Source organism: Micromonospora sp. WMMD812 (genome assembly GCF_027497215.1).
GTDB lineage: Bacteria > Actinomycetota > Actinomycetes > Mycobacteriales > Micromonosporaceae > Micromonospora.
The window spans coordinates 5,921,270-5,939,293 of sequence record NZ_CP114904.1; the positions used below are offsets into that span (position 1 = coordinate 5,921,270).

An 18,024-nucleotide genomic window follows, 5' to 3' on the forward strand; every position below is an offset into this window, starting at 1 on the left:
TCCGTCGGGGGACGGGCGACTCCGGCGACCGGGCACCGCAATGCCCCGGAGGTGTCGGGGGTGGCTGGCAGGATGAACCCGTGCGGTTCCTCGATCTGGCAGCCACCTCCGCCGCCGTGGCCGCCACCAGCGGCCGACGGGCCAAGGTGGAGTTGCTGGCCGGCGCGCTGCGGGCACTCGACCCGGCCGAGGTGTCGGCCGGCGCCGGCTGGCTCGCCGGCGAGCTGCGCCAGCGGCAGACCGGCGTCGGCTACGCGAGTCTCCGCGACCTGCCGCCGCCGGCCGACGAGTCGACGCTGACCGTGGCCGCTGTCGACGCGGCGATCGACGAGATCGCCGGTGTGCACGGTCCCGGTTCGCAGGCCCGCCGCCGGGCGCTGCTCGGTGCGCTCTACGGCGCCGCCACCGCCGACGAGCAGCGACTGCTCACCGGGCTGTTCAGTGGCGAGCTGCGGCAGGGCGCCCAGTTCGGGCTGCTGGCCGACGCGGTCGCCCGGGCCGCCGACGTGCCGGTGGCCACCGTCCGGCGGGCCCTGCTGCTCGCCGGCGACCTGCGGGCGGTCGCGGTGGCCGCGCTCGACGGGGGTGCCGCCGCGTTGGCCGGGTTCGGCCTTCGGGTGGGGCGCCCGCTCGCGCCGATGCTGGCGCAGAGCGCGCCCTCGGTCGACGAGGCGCTCGCCGCGACCGGCGTGCCGGCGATGGTCGACGTCAAGCTCGACGGCATCCGGATCCAGGTGCACCGCTCCGGCCAGGACATCGCCGTCTTCACCCGCAGCCTCGACGACATCACCGCCCGGGTGCCCGAGGTGGTCGCCGCGGTGCGCGCGCTGCCCGCCCGGGAGCTGGTGCTCGACGGTGAGGCGATCGGGCTGGACGAGACCGGCCGGCCGCTGCCGTTCCAGCAGACGTCGAGCCGGGCGGCCCGGCGCACCACGCCGAGCACCACGGGCCGGGCGCCGGTCGCCCCGGCGGTGCTCGCCGCCGCCGAGACGACGGGCGAGGCGGTGCTGACGCCCTACTTCTTCGACCTGCTGCACCTCGACGGCGAGGATCTGATCGACCGGCCCGGCCGGGAGCGGTGGGCCGTGCTGGCCGGCGCGGTCGACGAGTCGCTGCTGGTGGGACGGATCGAGGTCGACGGTCCGGAGCAGGCCGGCGCGGCGTACGCCGCGGCGGTCGACGCCGGCCAGGAGGGGGTCGTGGTCAAGGCGCTGGACGCGCCCTACGACGCCGGGCGGCGCGGCGCGGCCTGGGTCAAGGTCAAGCCCCGGCACACCCTCGACCTGGTCGTCCTCGCGGTCGAGTGGGGCAGCGGCCGGCGCCAGGGCTGGCTCTCCAACCTCCACCTCGGCGCCCGCGATCCGCGCACCGGCGAGTTCGTCATGCTCGGCAAGACGTTCAAGGGCCTCACCGACGAGCTGCTGCGCTGGCAGACCGAACGGTTCCTGGAGCTGGCCGTGGAGAAGGGCGACTGGGTGGTCCGGGTCCGTCCCGAGCAGGTCGTCGAGATCGCGTTCGACGGGGTGCAGACCAGCACCCGCTACCCGGGTGGGATGGCGCTGCGGTTCGCCCGGGTGGTGCGCTACCGCGATGACAAGACGGCCGCCGAGGCGGACACGATCGACGCGGTGCGAGCGCTCCACGCCGGCCGGCCCACCGGCTGAGCGGCGCTCGAGCCGGGATCAGGGCGTCGCCGCGCCGGCGGCGCGATCAGGCCCGAGGCGGGTCAGGCCGGGGTGCTCGGCGTTGGTTCGGCGGCCCGGTCGACCGGCCGGGGCTCGATGCCGGCGGCCCGGCGGGCCTCCCGGCGGGCCGCCCAGCCGTAGCCGACGAGCGTCATCACGGCGAAGAGCCACCACTGCACGACGTAGCCGAAGTTCTGCCAGTTGTTGGCGTGCCCGACCGGCACCGCGACGAAGGTCGGGTCGGCCGCCGGGGTCTGCTCGTCCAGCAGCAGGTACGCGCCGTAGACCGGGTAGGGCAGCTCGCGGGCCAGCCGCGGCACGCCGATCCGCCGGGTCTCCAGCCGACCGTCGCGGCGGTTCACCGCGTCCGCGCCGCTCTCGGTCTCGTGCACCCGGCCGACCACTGTCACGTCACCGGACGGGGCGGCGGGCACCTGCGGCTGGGCGGTCGCCCCGCCCGGCGCCGGCGGGATCCAGCCCCTGTCGACCAGCACGGCGGTGCCGTCGCTCAGCACCAGTGGGGTGAGCACCTCGAAGCCGACCTTGCTGTCCGCCGTCCGGCCGCGGACCAGGACCGTGTTCGTCGGGTCGTACCGCCCGGTGACGGTGACCCGGGTCCAGACCTTCTCCTCCGCCGGGGCCGGGCCGGCGGTGCCCGGCCCGCCGCTCGGGGCGGACAGCGCGTCGCGCATCGGCACCGGCGCCATCCGCAGGCCGGCGTCGATCCGCTCGTTGACCTCGGTGCGTCCGTGGTAGCGGTCCAGCTGCCAGTTGCCCAACCACACCATCACGGCCGCGGCGACCAGGGTCAGCGCGAGGATGCCCAGCCAGCGCGGCGTCAGCAGGAACCGGTACACAGCCACGAGGCTACCCGTATGACCGGAACCACTGTCCGCGACGGCCCGGGTCCACCTGCGCGACAGGCGCACGCCGTACCGCTCGCGTATCGGCGGGGACCGGTATGGTCACCGGACGGACCGCCGCCGCGGTCCTCTGCCGCGTACCCCCGCCGCCCACGAGGAGTCGATGATGACCGTCGTGCCGCGCCTGGTGTTCAGCGCGCCGTCCTCCGGGCACGGCAAGAACGCGCTGGCGATCGGGCTCCTCGCCGCGCTCGCGGACCGCGACATGGCGGTCGCCGGGTTCAAGATCGGGCCGGATCAGGTCGACGCCGGCTACCTCGGGCTGGCCTCGGGCCGGCCCGGGCGCACCCTCGACCCCCGGCTGGTCGGCGCCGACCGGCTCGCCCCGCTGGTCGCGCACGGCGCCGCGGGCGCCGAACTCGCCCTGGTGCAGGGCAGCATGGGCCTGTACGACAGCGTCACCGGCCACCCCGAGCGCGACTCGACGGCGGCCGTGGCCACCGCGCTGCGCAGTCCGGTCGTGCTGGTCGTCGACGTCGGCGCGATGGGCCAGTCGGCCGCCGCCCTGGTGCACGGCTTCCGCTCGTTCGACGAGCAGCTCTGGCTCGGCGGGGTGATCCTCACCCGGGTCGCCTCCTCCCGGCACGAGGCGATGCTGCGCGAGGCGCTCGACGACATCGATGTGCCGGTCTACGGCGCCCTGCGCCGCCAGGACCTGCCCCCGGTGCTCCCGAGCCGCCGGCTCGGCGTGGTGCCGGCCATCGGTGGCTCCGCCGAGGCGGCCCGCGCCGTCCGCCGGCTGGGCGAGGCGGTCGCCGCCACGGTCGACCTGGAGCGGCTGCTCGGGCTGGCCCGCTCCGCCCCGGCGCTGCCGGGCACCGCCTGGTCGCCGGAGGACGCGCTCGGCGCCCCGGTGGCCGCGGCGGCGCCGCCGCTGATCGCGCTCGCCGGCGCGCCCGGCGGCAGCTACAGCCCACCGGAGACGGCCGAGCTGCTCCGGGCCGCCGGGGCCGAGGTGGTCACCGTCGATCCGCTGCGCGACGAGGCGCTGCCCGCCGGCACTCGCGCGCTGGTCGTCGGCGGCGGGCTCCCCGAGTCGTACGCCGAGCAGCTGTCGGCCAACCGCAAGCTCTGCATCGCGGTGGCCGAACTGGCGCGCACCGGCCGGCCGGTGGTCGCCGAGGGCACGGGGCTGCTCTGGCTGGCTCGGGAGCTGGACGGGCTGCCGATGTGCGGAGTGCTGGACGCGGTGGGCGCGAGCCGCGACGGCGTGGTGGTCGGCTACCGGGAGGCGACCGCCCAGACCGACAGCGTTCTCGCCCCGCAGGGCGCGGTGCTGGTGGGGCACAAGGAGCACCGTGCCGTGCTCAACCCGCGGGCCGGTCAGCGGCCGGCGTGGAGCTGGGAGGGCGGCACGCCGGAGGGCTTCGTCTGGCGCAACGTGCACGCCTCCCAGCTCACCGTGCACTGGGCCGGCTACCCGGACATCGCCGGCCGGCTGGTGTCGGCGGCGCTCGGCGATCCCGCGCCCGAGGCGGTGCCGGCCGGGCCCGGCGGGGTGCCGGCGTGACCGGTCAGGTCGCGGTACGCCGCTTCCCGACGCTGACCGTCTCCACCCCGCGCACGGAGGTGCGGCAGTTGGCGGCCACGGACGCCGCGGCGGCCGGGGAGATCCTCGCCGACAAGCTGACCCGGCGTTGGCTGCCGCTGGCCGACGACTCCGGCCCGATCGACGGCCACGCCTGGTGCACCGACCTGGCGCGGCAGCGCCGGGACAGCGGGGACGGCGACCACTACGGGGTGGTCCGCCGGGAGGACGGCGCCCTCGTCGGCTGCCTGTGGACCCGGCGTACCGACTGGGGCGCCCGGCTCACCGAGATCTCGTACGCGATGGCCCCGCACGCCCGCGGCTTCGGGCTGACCGCGGAGGCGGTGGACGCGGTGGCCATCGCGCTGATCCTCGAACATGGATTCCAACGGGTCGAGCTGCGGGTGGCGCCGGGCAACACCGCGTCCCGGCGGGTGGCCGAGAAGGCTGGCTTCAGCTACGAGGGCCTGCTCCGCAACGCCGGCTACGTCCGGGGTGCCCGGGCCGACCTGGAACTCTGGTCCTTCGTGGCGGCCGACCTCCGCTGACCCGCACGGGTCGGCGGAGGCCTCCGCCGACCCGGCCGGGTCAGCCGACTATCGCGTCGGAGGGTGGGGTGAACTGGCGGGTGGGTTTGCCCTTCAGGGCGTCGCGGAGCGTCTCGGAGACCGCGGCGATCGGCACCTGGGACTGACCGTCACCGACCGCGTTGAACGGGTTGTCCGGGTCGGAGATGAAGCTCGCCGCGGCGAGTTCCGGGGTGTAGCCGACGAACCAGGCGGACCGGGTGCTGTCCGTGGTACCGGTCTTGCCGGCCACCGGCCGCCCGACGGTGCCCCGGACGCTGTCCGCCGTCGACCAACCACCGCATCCCCCGCGGGCCGGGGTGTCGCCGGTCGGGCAGCGGGCCGCGTCGGTGGCCGCCCGGGCGGCGTCGGCGCTCACGACCTGCCGGCAGCGCGGCTTGGCGACCTCGCGGGCGATGCCCCCGGCGGTGGTGTACGTCGTCGGCGTGCCGTCCCGGTTCATGATCGCCTGCACCGGGATCGCCTCGCAGTACCGGCCGTCGGCGGCGATGGCCGCATACGCGTTCGCCATCTCCAGCGGTGTCGCGTCGGAGACACCCAGGGTGAACGCGCCCCACTTCTTCACCTTCGCCGGTGAGGCCTGGTCCCGGTCGACGTCGGTGCGCCAGCGCAGCCCGAGCTGCTCGGCCAGCCGGACGCCCGCCTCGGCGCCGATCTGCTCCTCCAGCCACACGAAGTACGTGTTGACCGACTTGCCGAACCCGGACCACATGGTCTGCTGGCCGCTCATCGCCCCGCTCGCGTTGGACGGCGCCCAGTTGTCGAAGACCTTCGACTGGTAGCGGTACGGGGCGTTGAACGAGGTGGAGAGGGTCATCCCCGAGTTAAGCGCGGCCAGCATCGGGAACATCTTGAACGTCGACCCGGCCTGGTAGCCCGGCAGGTCGCCGCCGCCGAGCAGCGGCGCCACCGTGTTCGGGTAGTTCGCCTTCACCTTCGGCCCGGCCTCCGGGTTCGAGCTCTGCGGGTTCTCGCTCAGGTCCAGCGAGTACGTCCGGTTGACCGCCATGGCCTTCACCCGCCCGGTGCCCGGTTCGGAGACCACGATGCCGTTGGCGAACGGGCTGCCGGTGGCCTCCTTGGCGCCGACGTTCTTCTCCGCCGCGTCCTGGATCTTCGGGTCGATGCTGAGCACGATCCGGTAGCCGCCGCGGCGCAGCTTGTCCATCCGCTCCAGCCGGTTCTCGCCGAACGCCGGCTGCGAGCTCCACCAGTTCTTCAGGTAGTCGCAGGCGAAGCCCCAGCTGTTGAACTTCTCCGGGATCGCGGCGCAGTCGTTCGGCGGGTCGGTCAGCTTCAGCCGGATCGGCTCCGCCTTGGCCGCCGCGGCGGCGTCCGGTGACAGGTAGCCGAGCTGGCTCATCCGGTCCAGCACGTAGTTGCGCCGCGCGGTGGCGTCCTTCTGGTCCGACGAGGCCGGGTCGTACTCGCTGGGGGACTTGACCAGCCCGGCGAGGGTGGCCGCCTCGACGGGGGTGAGGTCCTTCGGAGTCTTGGAGAAGAAGATCTCGCTGGCCGCGTAGATGCCGTACGCCCGGTGGCCGAAGTACGCGGAGTTCAGGTAGCGCTCGAGGATGTCCTCCTTGCTCAACTCCTTCTCCAGGTCCAGCGCCATGCGCATCTCCTTGACCTTGCGCAGGCTGGTCTGCTGGGTGGCCTCCTGGACCTCCTTCGGAGTCGTCGCGCTGTCCCGCAGGGCCATCCGGACGTACTGCATGGTCAGCGTGGACGCGCCCTGGGACACCCCGCTGGAGCGGGCGTTGGCCACGAACGCACGGGCGACACCCTTCGGGTCGACGCCCTTGTGCTGGTAGAAGCGGGAGTCCTCGGCCGCCACGATGGCCTGCTGGATGTTCGGGGACATGTCCGACAGCTTGGTGTACTGCCGGTACTCCTCGTAGAACATCGTCAGGACGGTCTTGCCGTCCGGCGCGTAGAGATAGGACGTCTCCGCCGGCAGGGCGGTGGTCAACAGCTTGGTCTTGTGCTCCACGGCGTGCGCGGTGGCTTTCGCGCCCAACCCGGTGAAGGCGACCAGGGGATAAGCGACGGCGGCGATCACGATGCCGGCGATCAGCCCGGCGCGGAGGAGAGGAACGAGACGACCAGCGGCAGCAAGGGGTCGGTTGCTCACAAGGTCAAGCTATGACATTTCCGATTCGGAAATGAGAAGAATTCATAAACGGGCGGACGGGCGTCCGGCCGTGACGTGTCCCACGCCGTGATCCGCTGTCCCGCACGCCGCCTTCCCGGCAGGATCGCGGACATGCGTGGTCAGCCGAGCGAGCCCGACCTCGCCCACCACGGCGACGCGGAGGTGGGGGAGGGGCTGGTCGACCTCGCGGTCAACGTCCGCCGGGCGCCGCTGCCGCCGTGGTTGGCCGGGCCGATCGCCGCCACCCTGACCGACCTGGCCCGCTATCCGGACCCGGCGCCCGCCCGGGCCGCCGTCGCCGCCCGGCACGGCCGTACTCCGGACGAGGTACTGCTGACCGCCGGCGCCGCCGAGGGGTTCGTGCTGCTCGCCCAGGCCCTGCGCGGGGTACGCCGGCCGGTGGTGGTGCATCCGCAGTTCACCGAACCCGAGGCCGCGCTCCGGGCCGCCGGCCACCGAGTGGAGCGGGTCCTGCTCGACGCCGCGGACGACTTCCGCCTCGATCCGGCCCGGGTGCCCGCCGACGCCGACCTGGTGATGATCGGCAACCCGACCAACCCCACCTCCGTCCTGCACCCGGCGGACACCCTGGCCGCGCTGGCCCGGCCCGGTCGGGTGCTGGTCGTCGACGAGGCGTTCGCGGACACCACCGCGACCCCCGGCCGCCCCGGCGAGCCGGAGTCCCTCGCCGGCCGCCGGGACCTGCCCGGCCTGCTGGTGGTCCGCAGCCTCACCAAGACCTGGGGGCTCGCCGGGCTGCGGATCGGCTACCTGCTGGGCGCGCCGGAGCTGCTCACCCGGCTCGCCGCCGTCCAGCCGCTCTGGGCGGTCTCCACGCCCGCGCTGGCGGCCGCCGCCGCGTGCGCCACGCCCGTCGCCGTCGAGGCCGAGCGCGCCATCGCCGCGCAACTCGCCGCCGACCGCGACCACCTGGTCGCCCGCCTCGCCGACCTGCCGGGCGTACGCGTCGCCGGACGACCGGCCAGCGCGTTCGTGCTCATCCACCGGCCCGGCGCCGCCGCCCTCCGCGCCGCCCTGCGGGAGCGTGGCTGGGCCGTGCGCCGGGGCGACACCTTCCCCGGCCTCGGGCCGGACTGGTTGCGGGTGGCGGTCCGGGACCCGGCCACCACCGACGCGTTCATCCGGGTACTGGGCGAGATTCTGGAGGCATGATGCTGGAGACCACGATCGCGGCGATCCGGCCGTTGGACGAGCCCGCGATGGCCGCCGCCCGGGAGCTGCACGGCCGGCTCACCAAGCCGGCCGGGTCGCTCGGCGCCCTGGAGGAGCTGTCCGTACGCCTCGCCGGCCTCGCCGGGCAGTGTCCCCCGCCGCTGCCCGAGCCGGCCGCCGTAGCGATCTTCGCCGGCGACCACGGCGTGCACGCCCAGGGCGTGACGCCCTGGCCGCAGGAGGTCACCGCGCAGATGATCGGCAACTTCCTGGCCGGCGGCGCGGTGGTCAACGCGTTCGCCCGGCAGGCCGGCGCCGCTGTCACGGTGGTCGACGTCGGCGTGGCCACCCCGGTCCCCGCCCCGGCGGGCGACGCCCCGGCCGTGCTCGACCCGGCCGCGCCCCGGCTGGTGAACGCCACCGTCCGGGCCGGCACCCGGGATCTCGCGGTGACCGCCGCGCTCACCCGGGACGAGGCCCGGGCCGCCGTGGAGACCGGGATCCGGATCGCCGACGACCTCGTCGCGGCCGGCGCCGGCATCCTGCTCACCGGGGACATGGGCATCGGCAACACCACGCCGGCCGCCGCGTTGATCGCCGCGTTCACCGGGGCGGAGCCGGCCACGGCGACCGGACGCGGCACCGGTGTGGACGACCCGACGTACCGGCGCAAGATCGAGGTGGTGCGGACCGCGCTGGGCCGGCACCGGCCGGACCCGGCGGATCCCCTGGGTGTGCTGGCCGCCGTCGGCGGTCTCGAGCACGCCGCGCTGACCGGGCTGATCCTCGGCGCCGCCGCGCGCCGGATCCCGGTGCTGCTGGACGGGGTGATCGCGGTCTCCGCCGCGCTCGCCGCCGCGGCGTTCGCCCCGGACGCGGTGGGCGCCATGGTCGCCGGGCACCGCTCGGCCGAGCCCGGCGCCACCCTGGCGCTGCGCCGGCTCGGCCTGGACCCGCTGATCGACCTCGGGCTGCGCCTCGGCGAGGGCACCGGCGCGCTGCTCGCGCTGCCGGTGGTCACCGGCGCGGTCCGGGTGCTGCACGAGGTCGCCACCTTCGACTCCGCCGGGGTGGCCGAGAAGTGACCCCGAATCCGTACCCCCTCGGTCTGCGGCTCGCGGGGCGACGGGTGGTCGTGGTCGGCGGGGGAGCGGTGGCCACCCGGCGGGTGCCGGCGCTGCTGGACGCCGGCGCGGACGTCCTGCTGGTCGCACCCGAGCTGACCCCGGCGCTGCGCGCGCACGCCGACGCCGGGCGGCTGCACTGGGCGGCGCGGCGGTTCGCGCCCGGCGACCTGGACGGGGCCTGGCTGGTCCAGGTGGCGGTGGACGATCCGCTGGCCGCCGCGTCGGTCAGCGCCGCCGCGGCCGAGCGGCGTGTCTTCTGCGTACGCGCCGACGACCGGGCGGCCGCGACCGCCTGGACCCCGGCGGTGACCCGGCACGGGCCGGTGACCGTCGCCGTGCTCGGCGGCGGCGACCCGCGCCGCGCGATGACCGTCCGCGACGCCGTCCGCGACCTCCTGGACGCCCGGCGGGGCCCGTTGACGGAGCCGGCGGCGGAGGCGATCGCCGGTGCCAGGACGGGCGGCCGGGTGGCGCTGGTCGGCGCGGGGCCGGGTGATCCCGAGCTGATCACCGTGAAGGGCTGGCGGTTGCTCACCGAGGCGGACGTGGTGGTCGCCGACCGACTGGTGCCCGGGCTGCTCCTCGACGAGCTGCGCGGCGACGTGGAGCTGGTCGACGCCTCCAAGATCCCGTACGGGCCGGCCCGGGCCCAGGAGGAGATCAACCGCATCCTGGTCGACCGGGCGCGGGCCGGGGCGTTCGTGGTCCGGCTCAAGGGCGGCGACCCGTACGTCTTCGGCCGTGGCGGGGAGGAGCTGCTCGCCTGTGCCGAGGCCGGCGTCCCGGTGACCGTGGTGCCCGGCGTGACCAGCTCGATCGCGGCCCCCGGGGCGGCCGGCATTCCGGTCACCCACCGGGCGGTGGCGCACGAGTTCACCGTGGTCTCCGGGCACGTCGCGCCGGACTCACCGGCCTCCCTGGTGCGCTGGGACGCGCTCGCCGGCCTGCGCGGCACCCTGGTGATCCTGATGGGACTGAAGAATTTGGCCGCGATCACCGCCACCCTGGTCGCGCACGGACGGGCGGCGGACACCGCGGCGGCGGTCGTGCAGGAGGGTACGACGGGGTCCCAGCGGGTGCTCCGGTCGACCCTGGGCGCGGTGGCCGCCGACGTCGTCGCGGCGGGCCTGCGCCCGCCGGCCGTGGTGGTCGTCGGCGACGTGGTCAACACCCTGACCCCCTGACCCTGACCCCCACCCTTCCCGCGATCTTGCAGGTTGTGCCCCGACGTTCCAGACAAGGTCCGCGAGTCGAGGGCCGACAGTGCGAGATCGACGGGGAGGGGTGGGGGTGGGGAGGGGTCGGGGGTTACTGCTTCAGCATGTTGTCCAGGAGCAGGGCGCAGCGGACCAGGCCGAGGTGGCTGTAGGCCTGCGGGTGGTTGCCCAGCCCGCGCTCGGCCAGCGGGTCGTACTGCTCGGGGAGCAGCCCGGTCGGGCCGGCGGTGTCGATCATCTGCACGAAGAGCTCCTCGGCGTCGGTGCGCCGCCCGGTGCGCAGGTACGCCTCGATCAGCCAGGCCGTGCAGATGTGGAAGCCGCCCTCGCGGCCGGGCAGGCCGTCGTCCCAGTGGTACCGGTAGACGACCGGGCCGCTGCGCAGATCAGCCTCGATCTTCAACACGGTGGAGAGGAAGCGCGGGTCGTCGCCCGGGAGCAGCCCGGAGAGGCCGATCCACAGCGACGAGGCGTCCATGTCCTCGTCCCCGTACGCGACGCTGTACGCCTCGGCGTGCTCGTGCCAGCCGTGCTCCAGCACGTTGTCGGCGATCCGGTCGCGCAGCTCCACCCACTCCGGCCGGTCCTCGCCGCCGTGCTGGCGCATGACGTGCAGGGCCCGGTCGACGGTTAGCCAGCACATCACCTTGGAGAAGATGTGGTGCCGCGGTGGGAGGCGAGCCTCCCAGATGCCGTGGTCGGGCTCGTGCCAGCGGCGGTTGACCGCCTCGACCATCGACTCCAGCACCCGCCACTCGGTCTCCCGGACCGAACCGCGCAGGTCGGCCACGGCGGCGATCAGGTCGGCGACCGGGCCGAAGACGTCCAGCTGGAGCTGGTGGTTGGCCAGGTTGCCCACCCGGACCGGCCGGGAGCCGGCGTAGCCGGGCAGCGTGTCGATGACCGCCTCGGCGCCCAGCTCGTACCCGTCGACCGTGTAGAGCGGGTGCAGCCGCTCGGGGTGCCCACCGGTGCGCTCGACGACGCCGTCGATCCACCGCAGCAACCCCTCGGCCTCCTCGGTTGATCCGAGGTCGACCAGCGACCGGGCGGTCAGCGCGGCGTCGCGCAGCCAGCAGTAGCGGTAGTCCCAGTTGCGGACGCCGCCCAGCTCCTCCGGGAGCGAGGTGGTCGCGGCGGCCAGGATCGAGCCGGTGGGCTCGTGGCAGAGCCCCCGCAGCGTCAGCGCGCTGCGGACCACCAGGTCGCGGGCGGTGGTGGGCAGCCGGAGCGAGGCCACCCAGTCCTTCCACGGCTGCTCGGCCGCGGCCTGGCGCTCGTGTACCGGCAGCTCGTGGTGCTCTAGGCTGTGGGTGCCGAAGCGCAGCTCCAGGACGACCTGCCCGCCGGCGGCCCGGAGGTCGACGACCGCCTTGGCCGACTCGTATACGCCACCGTCGCTGACGATCTCCCACTCGACCCCGGGCGAGTAGAGCGCGATCGGCTCGTTCGAGCCCAGCACCAGCAGGCCGTCGCCGAGCGGCTGCAACTGCACCGCCACCTGGCCGAACTCGGGTCGCGGGGCGAAGTCGATCCGGGCCCGGCCGGTCCCGGTGAGCACCCGGACCAGGGTCGAGTCGCCGGACATGATCGCCGGCCCGTCCGGGGTGGTCTCCCGCGCCGGCTTGTCCAGCCAGTCGGTGACGGTCAGGCCGGACCACCGGGTCTCGACCGTCATCGTGCCGCTGCGGTAGCGCTGGCCGAGCGGGATGCCCTCGCGCTCGGGCGAGACCGTGAAGTGGCCGGCCGGGCTGCCGCCGACCAGGTCGGCGAAGATCGCGGCGGAGTCCGGCTTGGGGTGGCAGAGCCAGGTGACCTTGGCGTCGGGCGTGAGCAGCGCGACGGTGCGGCCGTTGGCGAGCATGGAGTGCCGCTCGATCGGCACCGCCCGCTCGCCGAAGAGCCAGTGCCGCCGGGTCTCCAGCAGCAGCCCGAGGGCCCGTGCGGCCTCGAGCGGCTCGGCGACCCGGTACTGGGCCTGGGTGTCGCCGGGGCCGATCTTGATGCCGACGTCTGGCCCGTGCAGGTTGCCGAAGGCGTTCTCGTCGGTGACGTCGTCGCCGATGAAGAGCACGGCGCTGGCGGAGAGCTGGGTGCGCAGCTGGTCGACCGCGGTGCCCTTGTGGGTGGCGACCACCGACAGCTCGATGACCTCCTTGCCCTGGGTGACGGTCACGCCGTCCCAGGTGGCGGGGCCGGTGCGCACCGCCTCGATGGCGCCCGCGGCGACCTGCGGGTCGACCCCGCGGGTGTGCACAGCGACGCTCGCCGGCTTGCGCTCCAGGCGCACGCCCGGGTGGGCCGCGGCGATCTCGCGGAGCGCGTCGCGCAGCCGGGTGCGCACGGCGATCAGCTCCGGGGAGAGCCGCTCGACGAAGCCGATGTCGAACTCGGAGCCGTGGCTGCCGACCAGGTGCACCTCGCTGGGCAGCCGGGAGAGCGCGGCCAGGTCGCGCAGCGCCCGGCCGGAGACCACCGCCACGGTGGTCTGCGGCAGCGAGGCCAGCGCGCGGACCGCCGCCACCGACTCGGGCAGCGGCACGGCCTTGCTGGGATCCTCGACGATCGGCGCCAGGGTGCCGTCGTAGTCGCAGGCGATCAGGAGCTGGGGGACCCGGGCGATCCGGCCGATGGCGGCCCGCAGTTCCGGGTCCATGACGCCGGTGGCGATGGCGGCGCCACCGGGGACGGGCGTGTTCACGCGGCCTCCGCCTCCGGCACGCCGAGCTCGGTGAGGAACGACTTGGCCCAGTGGCCGACGTCATTGGTACGCAGATGGCGTTGCATCGTCCGCATGCGGCGGCGGGCCTCCGGCTTCTCCACGTGCACGGCCCGCAGCAGGGCGTCCTTGACCGCGTCCGGGTCGTGCGGGTTGCACAAAAACGCCTGGCGCAGCTCCGTGGCCGCACCGGCGAACTCGCTGAGCACGAGCGCACCGCCCTGGTCGGCGCGCGATGCGACGTACTCCTTGGCCACCAGATTCATCCCGTCTCGCAGCGGGGTCACCATCATCACGTCGGCAGCAACGTACATCGCGGCTAGCTCACTGCGACTGTACGACTGATGCAGATAATGCACCGCCGGTACGCCAACCCTGCCGAATTCGCCATTAATCCGACCAACCTCGCGTTCGACCTTGACTCGGAGTGCCTGATAGTGCTCCACGCGCTCGCGGCTCGGGGTGGCGACCTGCACCATTACCGCGTCCGGCACTGTCAGTTTTCCGTCAGCCAGGAGTTCGCGGAAGGCCTTGAGACGCAGCTCGATGCCCTTGGTGTAGTCGAGCCGGTCCACGCCCAGGATGATGGTCTTCGGGTTGCCCAACTCCTCGCGGATCTCCTTGGCCCGGGCCTGCACCGCCGGGTCGGCGGCCATCCGCTCCATCTCCCGGGTGTCGATCGAGATGGGGAAGGCGCCGGCCTTCACCTGCCGGCCGTCGACCTGGATCATCTGCCCCTCGTAGCGCAGCCCGAGCAGGTGCCGGGCCAGCCGGACGAAGTTCTGCGCGGCCAGCCGCTGCTGGAACCCGACCAGGTCGGCGCCGAGCAGACCGCGCAGGATCTCGGTGCGGAACGGCATCTGCATGAACAGCTCGATCGGCGGGAACGGGATGTGCAGGAAGAAGCCGATCCGCAGGTCCGGCCGGAGTTCGCGGAGCATCGCCGGTACCAGTTGGAGCTGGTAGTCCTGCACCCAGACGGTGGCGCCCTCGGCCGCCACGTCCGCCGCGGCCTCCGCGAACCGGGCGTTCACCAGGCGGTACGCCTCCCGCCAGCGGCGCTTGTAGGCCGGTGTCTCGACGGCGTCGTGGTAGAGCGGCCAGATCGTCGCGTTGGACTGCCCCTCGTAGTACCGCTCCAGTTCCTCGGCGCTGAGCGGCACCGGGTGCAGCCGGATCCCCTCCAGGTCGAACGGCTCGGGAGCGGCGCCGGTGCCACCGGCCCAGCCGACCCAGGTGCCCTGGTGCTCGGCGAGGACGGGGTGCAGCGCGGTCACCAGCCCGCCCGGGCTGCGCCGCCACTGCCGCCCGTCGGGTGTGCTCACCTCGTCGACCGGCAGGCGGTTCGCCACTACGACAAAGGAGCTGCGGACGGTCACGTTCGGCCACCTCCGGGTGCTGACGGGTCAACCGCGATGAGCGTACTGAGCGTAGCTGCGGCGTCTGGGGCCCCGTGCCGGAGTTCCCTACCCGTCCCACGTCGGTCGAACCCGCATCGTGATCTTGCCAACAACCGCCTGGTGGGGCGCCGCTGAGCAGCCGTCGCGCCGACGGCGCCGCGCCGTGCGGCGGGTGGTGCTTCACCGGTGGGACGACCACCGCCCGCCGGGTGTGCGCGGCTCGCCACGTACGCCCCGGGGCGGGGTGATGTGGGCGGAGCGGGCCGTACCTGTCAGGATTGACGACGGCGTGCGTGCGGCCGGCTCCCGGCCGGCGGCGGCGGGCGGAGTTCGCGGCCCGCGCCACGCCCGCAAGCTCGCGATCGCAACCGACGGAGGTAGCCCGCACCGTGGCCCAGTTCATCTACGTCCTGGAAAAGGCGCGCAAGGCGCACGGCGACAAGGTCGTGCTGGACAACGTGACGCTGAACTTCCTGCCCGGGGCCAAGATCGGCGTGGTCGGGCCGAACGGCGCCGGTAAGTCCAGCCTCCTCAAGATCATGGCAGGGCTGGACCGGCCGAGCAACGGCGAGGCCCGGCTGATGCCCGGCTACACCGTCGGCATGCTCGCCCAGGAGCCGCCGCTCAACGACGCGAAGACCGTCCTCGGCAACGTCGAGGAGGCGGTCGCCGAGACCAAGGCCAAGCTCGAGCGGTTCAACAAGATCGCCGAGCAGATGGCGACGGACTACTCGGACGAGCTGATGGAAGAGATGGGCCGGCTCCAGGAGGAGCTGGACAACGCCGACGCGTGGGACATCGACTCCAAACTCGAGCTGGCCATGGACGCGCTGCGCTGCCCGCCGCCGGACGCCGACGTCACGAAGCTCTCCGGTGGTGAGCGCCGCCGGGTGGCGCTGTGCAAGCTGCTGCTGGAGGCGCCCGACCTGCTGCTGCTCGACGAGCCCACCAACCACCTGGACGCGGAGAGCGTGCAGTGGCTGGAGCAGCACCTGGCCAAGTACGCCGGCACGGTGCTGGCGATCACGCACGACCGCTACTTCCTCGACAACGTGGCGGGCTGGATCCTGGAGCTGGACCGCGGCCGGGCCATCGGCTACGAGGGCAACTACTCCACCTACCTCGAGAAGAAGGCCGCCCGGCTCTCCGTCGAGGGCCGGCGCGACGCCAAGATGAAGAAGCGCCTCGACGAGGAGTTGGAGTGGGTCCGCTCCAACGCCAAGGCCCGCCAGACCAAGTCCAAGGCCCGGCTCGAGCGCTACGAGGAGATGGCCACCGCGGCGGAGAACACCCGCAAGCTGGACTTCGAGGAGATCCAGATCCCACCGGGCCCCCGGCTCGGCAGCACCGTCATCGAGGCGAACAAGCTGACGAAGGCGTTCGGCGACCGGGTGCTGATCGACAACCTCAGCTTCTCGCTGCCCCGCAACGGCATCGTCGGCATCATCGGCCCGAACGGCGTCGGCAAGACCACCCTGTTCAAGACCATCGTCGGGCTGGAGCAGCCGACCGACGGGTCCGTCCGGGTCGGCGAGACCGTCTCCCTGTCGTACGTCGACCAGAGCCGAGCCGGCCTGGCCGGTGACAAGACGGTCTGGGAGACCGTCTCCGACGGGCTGGACCACCTCCTGGTGGGCAAGGTCGAGATGCCGTCTCGCGCCTACATCGCCGCGTTCGGCTTCAAGGGGCCGGACCAGCAGAAGCCGACCAAGGTGCTCTCCGGCGGCGAGCGCAACCGGCTCAACCTGGCGCTGACCCTGAAGATCGGCGGCAACGTGATCCTGCTCGACGAGCCGACGAACGACCTGGACGTGGAGACGCTCTCCAGCCTGGAGAACGCGCTGCTGGAGTTCCCCGGCTGCGCCGTGGTCATCTCGCACGACCGGATGTTCCTGGACCGGGTCGCCACGCACATCCTGGCCTGGGAGGGCGACGACCAGAACCCGGCGAAGTGGTTCTGGTTCGAGGGCAACTTCGAGGCGTACGAGAAGAACAAGATCGACCGGCTCGGTGCGGAGGCGGCCCGCCCGCACCGGGTGACGTACCGCAAGCTGACCCGCGACTGAGCATGTCCGACCGGTTCGTCTACCACTGCACCCTGCGGTGGTCCGACCTGGACGCGTTCGGCCACGTCAACAACTCCCGCTTCCTCACACTGTACGAGGAGGCCCGGGTGGCGTTGATGTTTGCCGGTGCCCGGGCGGCCGGGGTGGACTCGTTCGGCGAGGGTGTGGTCATCCGCCGGCACGAGGTCGACTACCTGCGCCCGGTCGGCTACGACGTGGGCCCGGGCGTGGTCGACGCCGCGCCGGTGGTCCGTGTCGAGCTGTGGGTGGAGGAGATCCGGCCGTCCCGGTTCACCGTCGCCTACGAGCTGTACGACGGCGAGGTCCTGGCCAGCCGGGCTCGCTCGGTGCTGGTGCCGTTCGACCTGGACCGGCAGCTGCCGCGGCGGCTCACCGGGCCCGAGCGCGAGTTCCTGTCGCCCTACGTCGTGGCCGGCGGGCCCGCGTGACCCGGCCGGATCCGGCCGGTCCGGGGGCCGTCCCGGCGGCGCCCGACACGGCCGGTCCGGGCGCGGTGCCCGACGCGGCCGGTGCGGGGCCCGTGCCCGCCCCGGCCGGTCGGAGCGCCGTCCCGACGCCCGGCGTGGGCGACGAGACGCCCGGCGACCGGCCCCAGCCGGGCGGCGCCGAGGCTCCGGCCGGTGGACACGGGATCGTCGGGGTGGCCGACGCCGGCGCGTTCCTGGCCCGGCTGGTCCGGTTGGAGCCGGCCGCGCCGGTCCGGCTGCGCCCGGTCGACGCCGGCCGCGTCGCGCTCTGGGCACGGCTGCCGTGGCAGGTGCTGGTGGTGCGGACGGTCGCTGGGCCGGGGCCGCGGGCGGGCGACGTCAGTGTCGCGGCCGCCGAACTCCTGGCCGAGCTGGAACGGTCCGGTCCGGCGCTGCCGCCGCGCCGGGACGCGCAGTGGCGGTGGCCGTTGCCGCCGTCGGTGAGCCGGCCGGTGGAGGCGCTGCCCGCCGTCGAACTGTGGCGGATCGCCCACGCGGCGGCCGGCGCCCTGCGTGACGCCACGGAGCACGGCGTGGCCGGCCGGGCGGTGGGCCAGCGGGCCCTGCGCGACGCCCTGCTCGACCACGTTGCCGTGCTGGTCACTCCGGACGATGCGCCGAGCGCGCCGGTCGAGGTGCCCCAACGGCTGGTCCAGGGGCTGGTCCGGATGGGGTTCGTGGGCCCGCCGGAGGCGCCCCGCCCGCCCGCCGACGTCCAGGTGCGGGTCGCCGGCCGTTGGGTCGGTCTGGTGGGACCTTACGGAGCGGTCTGGTCGCAGAAGGCCACGGATCTTGCCCTCACGCCCCTAGGGGGTCGTCCGAACGGATGACCAGTGGTCATCCTTCTGGTTTGGGGCGGTCGTTGGGGGGATGCTTCAACCCGGCTGTCCGGGTACCGTCCATCCTCGGATCCAACGCACCGTAGGCGACTGGATCCGCTGGGGAGTGAGGTGCGC

13 protein-coding genes are annotated in these 18,024 nt (G+C 74.0%); 9 read left to right on the forward strand and 4 right to left on the reverse strand.

From position 1 onward, the window contains the following. Positions 1–80 precede the first annotated feature (80 nt). Positions 81–1,664 (forward strand): ATP-dependent DNA ligase, encoded by a 1,584-nt coding sequence (locus O7603_RS27435; protein WP_281572625.1) that lies wholly within the window; start codon positions 81–83, stop codon positions 1,662–1,664. Between the two features lie 62 nt (positions 1,665–1,726). Here the strand turns inward: O7603_RS27435 and O7603_RS27440 are convergent, their stop codons facing one another. Continuing rightward, complete coding sequence (locus O7603_RS27440) at positions 1,727–2,548, reverse strand: SURF1 family protein (RefSeq protein WP_281572626.1); 822 nt, start codon at positions 2,546–2,548, stop codon at positions 1,727–1,729. A 166-nt stretch (positions 2,549–2,714) separates the two neighbouring features. Here O7603_RS27440 and O7603_RS27445 point away from each other — a divergent pair, with 166 nt between their 5' ends. Both O7603_RS27445 and O7603_RS27450 read left to right on the forward strand, forming a co-directional pair. Then, positions 2,715–4,118, forward strand: coding sequence for a cobyrinate a,c-diamide synthase (locus O7603_RS27445; protein ID WP_281572627.1), 1,404 nt, complete (start codon positions 2,715–2,717; stop codon positions 4,116–4,118). After that, the gene (locus O7603_RS27450; RefSeq protein WP_281572628.1) at positions 4,115–4,684 is read left to right on the forward strand and encodes a GNAT family protein; all 570 of its coding nucleotides are present in this window, start codon (positions 4,115–4,117) and stop codon (positions 4,682–4,684) included. The genes O7603_RS27445 and O7603_RS27450 overlap by 4 nt, the downstream gene beginning before the upstream one ends. Before the next feature lie 40 nt (positions 4,685–4,724). On the opposite strand, the gene O7603_RS27455 is transcribed toward O7603_RS27450, so the two are convergent. Next, the gene (locus tag O7603_RS27455; protein ID WP_281572629.1) at positions 4,725–6,857 is read right to left on the reverse strand and encodes a transglycosylase domain-containing protein; all 2,133 of its coding nucleotides are present in this window, start codon (positions 6,855–6,857) and stop codon (positions 4,725–4,727) included. Positions 6,858–6,989: 132 nt separating this feature from the next. Between O7603_RS27455 and cobC the strand changes: the two genes are divergently transcribed. From cobC to cobA, 3 genes are read left to right on the forward strand one after another with little or no spacing between them, the layout of a single operon-like run. Further along, the gene (gene cobC / locus O7603_RS27460) at positions 6,990–8,051 is read left to right on the forward strand and encodes an Rv2231c family pyridoxal phosphate-dependent protein CobC (RefSeq protein WP_281572630.1); all 1,062 of its coding nucleotides are present in this window, start codon (positions 6,990–6,992) and stop codon (positions 8,049–8,051) included. Beyond that, a complete protein-coding gene (gene cobT, locus O7603_RS27465; protein ID WP_281576832.1) occupies positions 8,051–9,136 on the forward strand; it encodes a nicotinate-nucleotide--dimethylbenzimidazole phosphoribosyltransferase in 1,086 nt (361 codons plus the stop codon). Before cobC ends, cobT begins: the two co-directional genes overlap by 1 nt. After that, on the forward strand, positions 9,133–10,362 hold the full coding sequence (gene cobA, locus O7603_RS27470) for a uroporphyrinogen-III C-methyltransferase (protein ID WP_281572631.1): 1,230 nt from the start codon (positions 9,133–9,135) through the stop codon (positions 10,360–10,362). Before cobT ends, cobA begins: the two co-directional genes overlap by 4 nt. A 124-nt stretch (positions 10,363–10,486) precedes the next feature. On the opposite strand, the gene otsB is transcribed toward cobA, so the two are convergent. Together otsB and O7603_RS27480 are read right to left on the reverse strand one after the other, a co-directional pair. After that, on the reverse strand, positions 10,487–13,051 hold the full coding sequence (gene otsB, locus O7603_RS27475) for a trehalose-phosphatase (RefSeq protein ID WP_281576833.1): 2,565 nt from the start codon (positions 13,049–13,051) through the stop codon (positions 10,487–10,489). A 41-nt stretch (positions 13,052–13,092) separates the two neighbouring features. Further along, the gene (locus tag O7603_RS27480) at positions 13,093–14,493 is read right to left on the reverse strand and encodes a trehalose-6-phosphate synthase (RefSeq protein ID WP_281572632.1); all 1,401 of its coding nucleotides are present in this window, start codon (positions 14,491–14,493) and stop codon (positions 13,093–13,095) included. A gap of 410 nt (positions 14,494–14,903) precedes the next feature. Between O7603_RS27480 and ettA the strand changes: the two genes are divergently transcribed. From ettA to O7603_RS27495, 3 genes are all read left to right on the forward strand, one after another. After that, positions 14,904–16,580, forward strand: a complete 1,677-nt coding sequence (gene ettA / locus O7603_RS27485) for an energy-dependent translational throttle protein EttA (protein WP_281572633.1) — start codon at positions 14,904–14,906, stop codon at positions 16,578–16,580. Positions 16,581–16,582: 2 nt separating this feature from the next. Continuing rightward, entirely contained in the window at positions 16,583–17,029 is a 447-nt protein-coding gene (locus tag O7603_RS27490) for a thioesterase family protein (RefSeq protein ID WP_281572634.1), read from the forward strand. 134 nt (positions 17,030–17,163) lie between these two features. Continuing rightward, positions 17,164–17,898: a hypothetical protein gene (locus O7603_RS27495; protein WP_281572635.1), complete on the forward strand. Its 735-nt coding sequence runs from the start codon at positions 17,164–17,166 to the stop codon at positions 17,896–17,898. The last annotated feature ends 126 nt before the right edge of the window (positions 17,899–18,024 follow it).